Raw genomic sequence first — 11,908 nt, forward strand, 5'->3', positions numbered from 1 at the left:
GTTCTGTGCATTGTATGTTGATGGCAACTCCTTATAATGACGACAAAATTTTTACAGCAAGAGAAAGCGCTTTATGTCCATGTCATCCAACAGCAATGTTGACGTCAGTGAAATTGCCAAGTTTAACGAGATTGCCTCACGCTGGTGGGATCCGACCGGAGAATTTAAACCTTTGCATCAACTTAACCCGACCCGGTTAAGTTATATCAGCGACCAGGTGCAGGGTTTATTTGGTAAAAAAGCGGTCGATGTCGGCTGTGGTGGCGGCATTCTGGCCGAAGCTATGGCCAAAGCCGGTGCTGTGGTGACCGGCATTGATATGGCAAAGGAAGCGCTGTCGGTGGCAAAACTGCACGCGCTGGAAACCGGCACTCAGGTGACTTATCAGCAAAGCACTGCCGAAGACTTTGCCAAAGCCAACCCGGAGGCGTTTGAACTGGTAACCTGTATGGAAATGCTGGAGCATGTGCCAGAGCCTGCTTCTGTGGTGCAGGCTTGTGCTGATTTAGCAGCACCAGGCGCCACTTTGGTGTTCTCTACCTTAAATAAAAACTGGAAAGCTTATCTTTTGGCCATAGTGGCCGCTGAAAAACTATTAAAGCTGGTCCCCGATGGTACCCATGATTTTAATAAGTTTATCCGCCCTTCACAGCTGATGCGCTGGATAGAAAATGCCGGACTTGAGCTGGTAGACGCCACAGGTTTGCATTACAACCCGCTGCAACAGAGTTTTCGCACCGGCCCGGGTGTTGATGTGAATTATTTTGTTGTTGCCCGTAAAGCTGTGTAGCAGAGGCCGTGATGAGTGGAACTGAATTGCGGTTTCCGCATGCGTTGTTATTTGATTTAGACGGCACTTTGGTCGATACCGCTGATGATCTGGGCGCGGCATTAAACTATGTGCTGGCGCAGCATAAACTGCCGCTCTGTAGTCCTGAGCAATACAGACCCGTAGCCTCTCATGGTGCCAGGGGTTTGTTAGAGCTTGGTTTTGGTGAGTTGCTTGGTAATTTTGATTTTTTTGAACTGCGCAGTCTGTTATTGCAGTATTACGCCGCTCATATTTGTGATCACAGCCAGTTATTTGCCGGTGGCGCTGAATTAATTCAGGCGCTGAATCAACAGCAAATCCCCTGGGGTATTGTCACCAACAAACCTTATAAACTGGCCGCCAGTATGTTGCGCCAGCTGCCGGATTTAGCAGGATGTGGCATTTTATTGGGTGGTGACAGTCTGGGGGTTCGTAAACCCGACCCAACACCGCTGTGGATGGCCGCCCATCAGCTCAAAGTGCCGGCCAGACAATGCTGGTATGTGGGTGATGCTGAGCGTGATATTGAGGCTGGACGTCGTGCCGGCATGACAACAGTACTGGCCGGTTTTGGTTATATCGGCGCTTCGGATCAGCCTGAGTTATGGCAAGCCAGTCTTCGTATTGAACAGCTCAGTGAGCTAATCAACTACCTGCCTGATTAACAGTTGTCTTCATTCTGATTGCATTCAAATAACAACACAGCTGTGCCCTGAAAAGCACAGCTGTTTGCTTTTTAAACAGCGCTAATTTAAAAAATAACCGGTCAAATTATTTAGTGAAAATGCAAAAAAACACTTGCTTCTAACGGGGTGTTTTCAGTTACGCGGCTCTCAAGTGAGTGGTTACTAACATAATAAAAATGTGGTTAATTTTCGGCGGCGTCAAGGGGTTGCAATTGGCTTTGATCCACTCTATCTTGTGATTCGTTTAAGGAAAAACCCTATATCTAGTGCAGCAACAAATGCTGACTTCACTAGAAGCGCAGACCTGCAATTTGTGTCTTTAAAGTGGCGTGATCACGCTGACAGCAAGACTGCTTTTTTGGGTTTTTCTATAAAGATAAAGCCAAGTGCACACAACCTATAACAACAATTGAAACGGAACTCTTCAGCAATGAATCAACCACTCTTTGTTACCAAACGTGATGGCGGACGGGAACCTCTGGATCTGGATAAAATCCACCGGGTGATTACCTGGGCTGCTGAAGGTTTACAAAACGTCTCCGTCTCTCAGGTTGAATTGCGCTCGCATATTCAGTTTTACGACGGCATCAAAACCGAAGATATTCACGAAACCATTATTAAAGCTGCTGCTGATCTGATTTCCAAAGAAACTCCGGATTATCAGTATATGGCGGCCCGCCTCGCAGTATTTCATCTGCGCAAAAAAGCTTATGGCCAGTTTGAACCACCAAAGCTGTATGACCATGTTGTGAAGATGGTGGAAGATAAAAGATACGATGCTCATATTCTGGCTGATTACAGCAAAGAAGAAATTGAGCAGATCGACAATTTTATCGACCACAGCCGCGATATGAATTTCAGTTATGCAGCCGTGAAGCAGCTGGAAGGTAAATATCTGGTGCAAAACCGCGTCACAGGCGAAATTTACGAAAGCGCGCAGTTTTTATACATTCTGGTGGCGGCCTGCTTATTTGCCAATTATCCAAAAAGCACGCGTCTTGATTACATCCGCCGTTTTTACGACGCCGTTTCTTTATTTAAAATTTCCTTGCCTACGCCCATTATGTCTGGCGTGCGTACACCAACCCGTCAGTTCAGCTCTTGTGTGCTGATTGAATGTGGTGACAGCCTGGATTCGATTAACGCGACGTCCAGCGCCATTGTGAAGTACGTGTCACAACGTGCCGGTATTGGTATTAACGCCGGTCGTATCCGCGCTCTGGGTAGCCCAATCCGCAACGGCGAAGCTTTCCATACCGGTTGTATTCCATTTTACAAACACTTCCAGACTGCCGTAAAAAGCTGCTCTCAGGGCGGTGTCCGGGGTGGTGCTGCCACTTTGTTTTATCCGCTGTGGCATTTGGAAGTTGAGTCACTGCTGGTATTAAAAAACAACCGCGGTGTAGAAGAAAACCGGGTGCGGCATTTAGATTACGGCGTGCAGTTTAACCGCCTGATGTACAGCCGTTTGATTAAAGATGATTACATCACGTTATTCAGCCCATCTGATGTGCCTGGTTTATATGATGCCTTCTTCCAGGATCAGGATTTATTTGAGCAGCTGTATGTAAAATACGAAGCCGACAGTAATATCCGTAAAAAACGGATCAAAGCGCTGGAACTCTTTACTTTATTTATGCAAGAGCGCGCCAGCACCGGCCGTATTTATCTGCAGAACGTTGACCACTGCAATACCCACAGCCCGTTTGACCCTGCAGTGGCGCCGGTACGTCAGAGTAACCTTTGCCTTGAAATTGCATTGCCAACCAAACCACTCAATGACGTCAACGACCCAAATGGTGAAATTGCGCTTTGTACCCTGTCAGCCTTTAACTTAGGTGCCATCGACAACCTGGATGAACTGGAAGAGCTGGCAGAGCTGGCGGTGCGTGCACTGGACAGCCTGCTGGGTTATCAGGACTACCCTATTCCGGCGGCGTTTTCAGCCTCTATGGGCCGTCGCACTTTAGGTGTTGGTGTCATTAACTACGCTTATTACCTGGCGAAAAACGGCGTCAAGTATTCCGACGGTTCCGCCAATGCGCTGACACACCGTACTTTTGAAGCTATTCAGTATTATCTGATGAGAGCATCAAACAAACTGGCGCAGGAATTTGGTCCATGTCCGCTGTTCCATGAAACCACCTACGCCAAAGGTGTGATGCCAATCGACAGCTACAAAAAAGATTTGGATAAAGTGTGCAACGAGCCACTGCACTACGACTGGGAGCAACTGCGTCAGGATATCGTCAAGCACGGTATGCGCAACTCAACCCTGTCTGCGCTGATGCCGTCTGAAACATCGTCGCAAATTTCCAATGCCACCAACGGTATTGAACCACCACGCGGTCATGTCAGTGTGAAAGCCAGTAAAGACGGTATCCTGAAACAAGTGGTGCCTGATTACGAGCGGCTCAAAGACAGCTACGAGCTGTTATGGGATATGCCAAGCAATGATGGTTATATCGCGCTGGTTGCCATTATGCAGAAGTTTATCGACCAGACTATTTCTGCCAATACCAACTACGATCCGGCCAAATTTGATGGTGGCCGTGTTCCGATGAAGTTGTTGTTAAAAGATATTCTGACGGCCTATAAACTTGGCGTAAAAACTCTGTATTACCATAACACCCGTGATGGTGCTGCCGATGTGCAGGAAGACATCAAAGCCGAAGCGGCAGATGATGGCTGCGCCGGTGGCGCTTGTAAAATCTAGTGGATCCGGGGCTCATTGAGCCCCGTATATTTCGTACTAATTCAAAACTTATAACAAGAGATCTGTGAGCAATGGCGTATACCACTTTTAATCGTACCAATAACGATCAAATGAAAGAACCGATGTTTTTTGGGACTTCCGTCAATGTGTCGCGCTACGATCAGCAAAAGTACGTCATTTTCGAAAAACTGATTGAAAAGCAGCTGAGCTTTTTCTGGCGCCCGGAAGAAGTGGATGTCAGTAAAGACCGCATCGACTTTCAGGGTTTGCCTGAGCATGAAAAACACATATTTGTCAGCAACCTGAAATATCAGACACTGCTGGATTCAGTGCAGGGCCGCTCGCCCAATGTGGCTTTGTTGCCTATTGTTTCTTTGCCCGAGCTGGAAACCTGGATTGAAACCTGGGCTTTTAGTGAAACTATTCACAGCCGCAGCTACACCCATATAGTGCGTAATATCACCAACGAACCGCATAAAATTTTTGATGATATTCTGCTCAATGAAAAAATCATTGAGCGTGCTGACGATGTCACCCGCTATTACGATGATTTAATTAACTCAGTGAATCTGTACCACCTCTGTGGTGAAGGCACTCATACCGTCAATGGTGTCAGCCACAGCATCAGCCTGCGTGAATTAAAGAAAAAACTTTATCTGTGTCTGATGTCGGTCAATGTGCTGGAAGCCATTCGGTTTTATGTGAGCTTTGCCTGTAGTTTTGCTTTTGCTGAGCGCGAGCTGATGGAAGGCAATGCCAAAATCATTAAGCTCATTGCCCGCGATGAAGCACTGCATTTAACCGGAACCCAGCATATGCTAAATATTATGGCGGCCGGTGAAGACGACCCTGTGATGGGGGAAATTGCCAAAGAATGTGAGCAAGAGGCTTATGCCATTTTCCGCAAAGCCGCAGAGCAGGAAAAAGACTGGGCCGAGTTCTTATTTAAAGACGGCTCTATGATTGGTCTGAACAAAGACATTTTATGTCAGTACGTTGAGTACATTACCAATGTGCGAATGCAAACCCTGGGCATGAAACCAATTTTTAGTACCACACAAAACCCTATTCCATGGATCAATGCCTGGCTGGTGTCAGACAATGTGCAGGTGGCGCCACAGGAATCCGAAATCAGCTCTTATCTGGTGGGTCAGATTGACAACGAAGTCGATGGCGCTGACTTTGGCGACTTTGATCTGTAAGTCCGATGTCTATTATCGGGTTGCCGGATGGCAGTCGCCTGATTTTTGATGGCAGCTGCCCCAATCTGCTCGAAACCCTTGAGCAGCACAAATACCAGCTGAACTACCATTGTCGTTCCGGTTTTTGTGGTGCTTGCCGCTGTAAACTCATCGAAGGCCAAATCAGCTACCTGCAGGAGCCTTTAGCTTTTGTCCGTAAAGGCGAGTTTTTGCCCTGCTGCAGTGTGCCTGTTGGCGATATCAAAATAGAGATCCCAGGCTAACTGTGTTTTTGCAGCTGGTGTTTAATGCACAATAAAAAAAGGCAAATCATTGATTTGCCTTTTTTTGATCAACCTTAGTTTCAGTGGCTTTGATGTCAGCCGCTTTGCCAAAACTTACTGACGAATGCCTTCAACAACTAAATCGAGCTGCACAGTTTCTGAAGCTGGCCCTAAGATATTTTTAATACCATAGTCTGATAAGTTGATGCTGGTTTTACCTTCAAAACCAGCGCGGTAACCGCCCCATGGATCTTTGCCCTCACCGGTCTTGGCAGCGGCAATGGTAATTTCTTTGGTCACGCCGTTCAGCGTGAAGTTGCCGACCAAATCAAAATTTGCCCCCTCTTTGGGCACTACTTTGGTGCTGACAAAACTGGCTTTGCCATGTTTGTCCACATTTAAAAAATCAGCGCTGCGTAAATGTTTGTCACGCTCTGCGTGGTTGGAATCAACACTTTTGGTATCAATTTCCAGCGAAATTTTTGATGCAGCCAGATTTTTATCGTCATAACTGAAGTTACCGCTGAAGGTATTAAAGCGACCATGTAACCAGCTGTAACCTAAGTGGCTGACTTTAAACTGGATAAAGGCATGTGCGCCTTGAGTATCAATCACATAGTCGGCGGCATGAACGGCAGGCATAGTCAACAGGGTGCTCATAGCGGCTGCGATCACTAACTTTTTCATAAAATCTCCTTACAGGTTGCTAATTTTTATGCCACCACATGCGTTTAAGCGTGGCGTCTTTGTCAACAAAATGATGTTTAACTGCGCCGGCAGCATGCAAAGCCACCAGAGCCATCAATACATAGGCAAACCATTTGTGCAAAGCACCGGCAATATCGGCCTGCTCTGCAAACAACTCACCCACGCCCGGCACTTCAAACCAGCCAAACACTTCAATGCCCCGCCCGTCTGCCGTGGAAATAAGATACCCGGTCAGCACAATAGCCAGAAGCAACAGATACAGCAGCAGATGCACTAAGGCTGCCATTTGTTGCAACCGCCGGTTTTGGTGAGGCAGCGCCGCTGGTTTACCCGATTTGAAGCGCCAGAACAGCCTTAACAGCAGCAGAGCGGCCAGCAGAATGCCAACACTTTTGTGCCAGTAAGGTGCTGTTTTGTACCAACTGCTGTAATAGGTTAAATCAACCATCCAAAAGCCCAGTGCAAATAACCCAAACACCACCAGAGCCGTCAGCCAGTGCAGACTGACACTCAGATTGTTGTAGCGCAAAGTTTTTGGCATCACTGCGTTATTCTGTGGTTCTGCTTGCATAAGTCCTCCGGATCACCAATGTACTTGCGATAACACTAAATAAAAACCGTAAAAAAACGCAGCAATCTATCGATTAATTTGAATGTTTTTCGCCTGCTAGGGTCCGGCTTGTCCTGCTAAAACGATGTTTTGTGGTGTAACGGCCCAATCTGGCAATGCTGTTTTTATTGTCTGGACCCAAAGCCACTCCAGAGTTGATGTAAGCAAAATAAAGCAGGGATGTTTCAGATTGCAAGCAACAATACGTTTGTTCGGTGTTCTGGATAAATGTCTGGTAAATAAAAGAAAAATTGTTTTTTAGAATTCAACGAAGTTTGGCAACTGAGCTTGACGCCCCCGCAATTTGCGTCAAGTATTAATCTGCACCCATAAAAGCAGGTACGCCTGTACCGCATTGATTTACTTAATAACCTTGGACTTCTGATCTGTGATGACATCATCTTTTGCTAAATATCTGACGCTTGTGCTGCAGGCGTTGTTACTCGTTGTGGTTGGCTTGAGTGGTCTTTCGCTCGGGCTGTCAGTTTTGTTTGTGCTGTTGCTGTTAGCAACAGCTGCGCTGGTGTATTGGCAATGGTCAGAGAGTGCACCACAGAGCGAGCCCCAACATGCCGAGCCGCTGCAGGTTCAGACCAACTATCAGCAGTTTTCTGAACATTTATTAACACTGGTGCATCAGCTGATGCCACTCTGGAACAAACAGTCCACCCTGGTGAAAGAACAAACCGAAGAGGCTGTGCTGAATTTAAATGTCAGATTTCAGCAACTTTTTGATTTATTAAACGACCCACAACAGGCGCAGTCTGGCCGGCAGAATCAGGATCTCATCCTGATGATTGAACAATCGGAAAGTAAACTGCTGGAAATGACCCGTCAGCTCAATGACGCCCAGCACAACAGACAAAAAATGCTGGAAGAAATTCAGCAGCTGGCCAAAGTCACTGAAGCTTTGCAAAGCATGACAGCTGAAGTTGGTGATATTGCTGCGCAAACCAACCTGCTGGCGTTAAATGCGGCTATTGAAGCAGCGCGCGCCGGTGAAAGTGGCCGGGGTTTTGCGGTGGTGGCCACTGAAGTGCGGGCATTGTCTAACCGCTCCGGTGAAGCGGGCCGGCGTATTCGTGAGCGGGTGGCTGATGTGACTAAGGCGCTGACCAAAGTGGTGCAGGACTCAGAAAGTCTGGTAGAGACAGAGCAACAGGCTATCAGTCAGACTGAACAAACTATTCATGGGGTGATCACCGACTACGAACAAGCGGTGCGTGTCATTACCGACAATAACGACAGGCTTGAGCAGCAGTCGCGCCATGTTCAGCAGCAACTGTCTGATGTCATTGTTAATTTGCAGTTCCAGGACAGAGTCAGCCAAATTCTGGGACACATTATGTCGGATATGGACAAGCTGCGACAAAAGTGTACAGAAATGCTCAGTGATATCCAGCAAGATAACCAGCCACAGCTGATTTCCACCGAACAATGGTTAACAGAGCTGGAAAAAACCTACACCACGCTGGAACAAGCCAGTGTGCATCGCGGTGGACAAAATAACAAAAATAAACAGCAGGACGACGAAATTACTTTCTTTTAATCGGGGATTTGTATGAAAACCATTTTAATAGTGGATGATTCCATCAGTATTCGTCAGGTGGTTGGCATGACCTTAAGAGCCAATGGTTATGACGTGATTGAAGCCTGTGATGGCAAAGATGCGCTCAGCAAGCTTACCGGCCAGAAAATTAACCTGATTATTTCCGACGTCAATATGCCCAATATGGACGGCATCACTATGCTCAAGGAAATTAAACAAATACCCGCTTACCGTTTTACTCCTGTGATCATGCTGACCACTGAAGGTTCTGAGCAGAAAAAAGAAGAAGGCAAAGCCGCCGGTGCCAAAGCCTGGGTGGTCAAACCGTTTAAACCGGAACAAATGTTACTTGCTGTCCAAAAATTGATCCTGGCCTGATGATTCAACACAGAAGGACCTACAGATGCCGGTACAACTGAGCCATAAAGCCGACTTTCTGGTGGCAGAGCTGCCAACTGAACTCACCATTTTTAATGTGCGTGAGGTACACCAGGCGCTGACACCTTTTTGGCAAAGTGACAGTCTGAAACTGATATTGGATGTGGCCAACCTCGAAGAGCTGGATTCGGCCGGTGTGCAGTTATTGCTGTGGCTGTTGTCAAAAATTGCCGCTCCTGCCCAGTGTATTGTCTCCGGCAGCGATAACGCGGTGTTTTCCCGGGTCAGCGCCCTGTATGGCCTGCAATGGCCACAACATTTTGAACAATAAAGGAAGGCTGTGATGGATCTGACGCAGGCAAGGTTATTGTTCATTGAAGAAGCCAACAGCTTATTGGCAGTGATGGAAAGCTGTTTACTGGAGATTGAAAGTGGCGACGCTGAGGTTGCCGAGCATATTGACGCCATTTTCCGCGCTGCTCACACCATTAAAGGCTCAGCCGGCATGTTTGGTTTTGACCCTGTGGTGGTTTTTACCCATAACGTTGAAAGTGTGCTGGATAAAGTGCGCAGCAACGAGCTGGAGATGGACGCAGAGCTGATTAACCTGATGCTGGATTGTCAGGACCATATGGCGGCGATGATCCGACAGCTCGAAGATGAAACTGTCAGTATCGACCTGCAGCAAGGTGCAGCCCTGATTGAACAACTGCATCAGTATATCCAGCCACAGGTCGAAGTGGCTGAGCCGGCCAAAGCCATTATTCATAACAGCCCTGCTTATTGGCAACTAGATATTCAGTATGGCGAAGACGTATTTCGCGATGGCATGGATCCTCTGTCACAGCTGAATTTTCTGCAAACTTTAGGCTGTATCGAACATGTCAGCGCGCTCTGGAATTTCCCCGAACACTTCGACCCGGAATCCTGCTACTTACACCTGAAACTTGATTTTGCCTCAGAGGCCAATAAACAGCAGATTGAGGATGTGTTTGAGTTTGTGCAGGACAGCAGCAAGGTCGTCATTACTGCACCGCAACAAATTGAACAATCGCTGCAAAACATCCCGCCTTCTGATGAAAAACTCGGCACTTTGCTGGTCAGTGTTGGCGCTGTCACCGAACGTGAGCTGCAAAGCGCCTTACAGGCGCAACAACAACTGCAACAGCAAAGCCAGAAAGTGCAGGCGCTGGGGGAAGTGTTGGTTGGCCAGGGCGCTGTGTCGGCCGACGCTGTGGCCATGGCGCTGGATAAACAAAAAGCCACTGAGCATAAAAGACCGCCTGATTTTCAGTTTCTAAAAGTCGAAGCACGCAAACTGGATGAGCTGATCAATCTGGTTGGCGAGCTGGTCACCGCAGGTGCCAGCATCGACAGTCTGCTGCAGCAAATTGAGCATGAGCCACTGCAGGAAGCCTTTGGAGTGTTAACCGGCCTGCTGGAACAAATCCGTGATGGCGCCCTGGGCCTTCGTATGGTGCAGGTGGGCGAATCTTTTAGCAGGTTACGTCGTATAGTGCGGGATGTATCCAAGGAGCTTGGCAAAGACATTGAACTGGTGGTTGAAGGCGCAGACACTGAGCTGGATAAAACCATGGTGGAAAAACTGTCGGATCCCTTAATGCATATAGTGCGCAACGCAGTGGATCACGGCATCGAAAACACTGAAATGCGCCTTTACAAAGGGAAACCGGCGCAAGGCCGGTTAAAGCTGTCCGCCTGCCATGAGTCCGGCTCTGTGGTCATTGAAATCAGCGACGATGGCGCTGGCCTGAATGTCGAACGGATCCGGCAAAAAGCGATTGAAAAAGGCATTATTGCCGCCGACAGAGAGCTGAGCAAAGAAGAGATATTTAAGCTGATCTTTGCACCTGGTTTTTCCACCGCATCTGCGGTCACCAATCTGTCCGGCCGCGGTGTGGGCATGGATGTGGTGAAACGTAATATCGAAGAGCTACGTGGCCAGATCCAGATTGATTCTGTGCCGGACAAAGGCACCACTTTTAAAATCCGGCTGCCTTTGACGCTTGCCATTATCGACGGTTTTCTGGTGCGCATCGGCGACACTCATCTGGTATTGCCGCTCAATATGGTGCAGGAATGTATTGAGTTTGAAGACCAGCATGAAAACGAGCGCAACTATCTGGACTTGCGTGGTGAAGTTTTGCCTTTTATCAAACTCAAACAGCTGTTTAACCTGAAATCCGATGCCAAAGCCAAAGAAAACATCGTGGTGGTGCAATATGGCAACCACAAAGCCGGCCTGGTGGTGGATCAACTGCAAGGTGAGTTGCAGGCCGTGATCAAACCATTGAGCAGCATGTTTAAATCACTGAAAGGGATCGGCGGATACACCATCCTCGGTTCAGGTAATGTTGGTTTTATTCTGGATATTCCGCAGCTGGTGCAGTTTGCCAGCACTGCCGAGAATACCGCCTGTCATCCCATGTCTTAGCCCGGAGAGCGCCAATGGATGAAAGTTTCACCAAAGATCCGCTGAGTCACCAACACTTTCTGACCTTTGTATTGAGGGATGAATGTTTTGGCATCAGTATCAGCGCGGTTAAAGAAATTATTGAATACGACAATGTGACCCCTATCCCGCTGATGCCCGAATTTGTCAAAGGTGTGCTGAATCTGCGCGGTGAAGTGGTGCCTGTGATTGATTTATCGGTGCGTTTTAATAAAGCGCCAACCGAAATTCAGAAACGCACCTGTATTGTCATTCTGGAAATTCCGTTTGAAGAACAAACCGTCACTATTGGTGCTGTGGTCGACAGTGTCAGTGAAGTGATGGAAATCAATATGGAAACGATAGAGCCGGCCCCTACTTTTGGTGCCCGTATCCGTGCCCAGTTTATCCTTGGAGTTGTCAATACCGGAGACCAGTTTGTGATCCTGCTGCGCGGTGAGCGGGTGTTGTCGGTCGAAGAAATGACTGCAGTAATTGAAAACGTTGTCGAAAAATAACCAACAGAGGTTTCC

12 protein-coding genes are annotated in these 11,908 nt (G+C 47.7%); 10 read left to right on the forward strand and 2 right to left on the reverse strand.

The genetic code is table 11. The annotated features are described in order from the left end of the window. Window positions 1-79 precede the first annotated feature (79 nt). The 5 genes from ubiG (at window position 80) to yfaE (ending at window position 5,678) form a co-directional block, all read left to right on the forward strand. Window positions 80-790, forward strand: coding sequence for a bifunctional 2-polyprenyl-6-hydroxyphenol methylase/3-demethylubiquinol 3-O-methyltransferase UbiG (ubiG, locus tag V7P87_RS12420; protein ID WP_333797781.1), 711 nt, complete (start codon window positions 80-82; stop codon window positions 788-790). An 11-nt stretch (window positions 791-801) separates the two neighbouring features. Continuing rightward, window positions 802-1,476: an HAD family hydrolase gene (locus V7P87_RS12425; protein ID WP_333797706.1), complete on the forward strand. Its 675-nt coding sequence runs from the start codon at window positions 802-804 to the stop codon at window positions 1,474-1,476. Between the two features lie 451 nt (window positions 1,477-1,927). Further along, on the forward strand, window positions 1,928-4,213 hold the full coding sequence (gene nrdA / locus V7P87_RS12430) for a class 1a ribonucleoside-diphosphate reductase subunit alpha (RefSeq protein WP_333797707.1): 2,286 nt from the start codon (window positions 1,928-1,930) through the stop codon (window positions 4,211-4,213). A gap of 71 nt (window positions 4,214-4,284) precedes the next feature. Further along, the gene (nrdB, locus tag V7P87_RS12435; protein WP_333797708.1) at window positions 4,285-5,415 is read left to right on the forward strand and encodes a class Ia ribonucleoside-diphosphate reductase subunit beta; all 1,131 of its coding nucleotides are present in this window, start codon (window positions 4,285-4,287) and stop codon (window positions 5,413-5,415) included. Window positions 5,416-5,420: 5 nt separating this feature from the next. After that, window positions 5,421-5,678, forward strand: coding sequence for a class I ribonucleotide reductase maintenance protein YfaE (yfaE, locus tag V7P87_RS12440; protein WP_333797709.1), 258 nt, complete (start codon window positions 5,421-5,423; stop codon window positions 5,676-5,678). 114 nt (window positions 5,679-5,792) lie between these two features. Here the strand turns inward: yfaE and V7P87_RS12445 are convergent, their stop codons facing one another. Beyond that, window positions 5,793-6,365: a YceI family protein gene (locus V7P87_RS12445; RefSeq protein WP_333797710.1), complete on the reverse strand. Its 573-nt coding sequence runs from the start codon at window positions 6,363-6,365 to the stop codon at window positions 5,793-5,795. A gap of 19 nt (window positions 6,366-6,384) precedes the next feature. Beyond that, entirely contained in the window at window positions 6,385-6,957 is a 573-nt protein-coding gene (locus tag V7P87_RS12450) for a cytochrome b (protein ID WP_333797711.1), read from the reverse strand. Between the two features lie 430 nt (window positions 6,958-7,387). On the opposite strand from V7P87_RS12450, the gene V7P87_RS12455 reads away from it, so the two are divergent. The 5 genes from V7P87_RS12455 to V7P87_RS12475 are packed head-to-tail and all read left to right on the forward strand — an operon-like array spanning window position 7,388 to window position 11,893. Beyond that, on the forward strand, window positions 7,388-8,545 hold the full coding sequence (locus V7P87_RS12455; protein ID WP_333797712.1) for a methyl-accepting chemotaxis protein: 1,158 nt from the start codon (window positions 7,388-7,390) through the stop codon (window positions 8,543-8,545). 12 nt (window positions 8,546-8,557) lie between these two features. Continuing rightward, complete coding sequence (locus tag V7P87_RS12460) at window positions 8,558-8,923, forward strand: response regulator (protein ID WP_333797713.1); 366 nt, start codon at window positions 8,558-8,560, stop codon at window positions 8,921-8,923. A 25-nt stretch (window positions 8,924-8,948) separates the two neighbouring features. Further along, the gene (locus V7P87_RS12465; protein WP_333797714.1) at window positions 8,949-9,254 is read left to right on the forward strand and encodes an STAS domain-containing protein; all 306 of its coding nucleotides are present in this window, start codon (window positions 8,949-8,951) and stop codon (window positions 9,252-9,254) included. Between the two features lie 12 nt (window positions 9,255-9,266). Beyond that, window positions 9,267-11,378: a chemotaxis protein CheA gene (locus tag V7P87_RS12470; RefSeq protein ID WP_333797715.1), complete on the forward strand. Its 2,112-nt coding sequence runs from the start codon at window positions 9,267-9,269 to the stop codon at window positions 11,376-11,378. A gap of 14 nt (window positions 11,379-11,392) precedes the next feature. Continuing rightward, the gene (locus V7P87_RS12475; RefSeq protein ID WP_333797716.1) at window positions 11,393-11,893 is read left to right on the forward strand and encodes a chemotaxis protein CheW; all 501 of its coding nucleotides are present in this window, start codon (window positions 11,393-11,395) and stop codon (window positions 11,891-11,893) included. Window positions 11,894-11,908 lie beyond the last annotated feature (15 nt).

The organism is Rheinheimera sp. (assembly GCF_036782235.1).
Classification (GTDB): domain Bacteria; phylum Pseudomonadota; class Gammaproteobacteria; order Enterobacterales; family Alteromonadaceae; genus Pararheinheimera.

Coding starts and splice junctions, on each gene's coding strand:
- nrdA (WP_333797707.1), top strand. CDS start 1,928: ATGAATCAACCACTCTTTGTTACCAAACGTGATGGCGGACGGGAACCT.
- V7P87_RS12425 (WP_333797706.1), top strand. CDS start 802: ATGAGTGGAACTGAATTGCGGTTTCCGCATGCGTTGTTATTTGATTTA.
- yfaE (WP_333797709.1), top strand. CDS start 5,421: ATGTCTATTATCGGGTTGCCGGATGGCAGTCGCCTGATTTTTGATGGC.
- nrdB (WP_333797708.1), top strand. CDS start 4,285: ATGGCGTATACCACTTTTAATCGTACCAATAACGATCAAATGAAAGAA.
- V7P87_RS12455 (WP_333797712.1), top strand. CDS start 7,388: ATGACATCATCTTTTGCTAAATATCTGACGCTTGTGCTGCAGGCGTTG.
- V7P87_RS12445 (WP_333797710.1), bottom strand. CDS start 6,365: ATGAAAAAGTTAGTGATCGCAGCCGCTATGAGCACCCTGTTGACTATG.
- V7P87_RS12465 (WP_333797714.1), top strand. CDS start 8,949: ATGCCGGTACAACTGAGCCATAAAGCCGACTTTCTGGTGGCAGAGCTG.
- ubiG (WP_333797781.1), top strand. CDS start 80: ATGTCATCCAACAGCAATGTTGACGTCAGTGAAATTGCCAAGTTTAAC.
- V7P87_RS12450 (WP_333797711.1), bottom strand. CDS start 6,957: ATGCAAGCAGAACCACAGAATAACGCAGTGATGCCAAAAACTTTGCGC.
- V7P87_RS12470 (WP_333797715.1), top strand. CDS start 9,267: ATGGATCTGACGCAGGCAAGGTTATTGTTCATTGAAGAAGCCAACAGC.
- V7P87_RS12460 (WP_333797713.1), top strand. CDS start 8,558: ATGAAAACCATTTTAATAGTGGATGATTCCATCAGTATTCGTCAGGTG.
- V7P87_RS12475 (WP_333797716.1), top strand. CDS start 11,393: ATGGATGAAAGTTTCACCAAAGATCCGCTGAGTCACCAACACTTTCTG.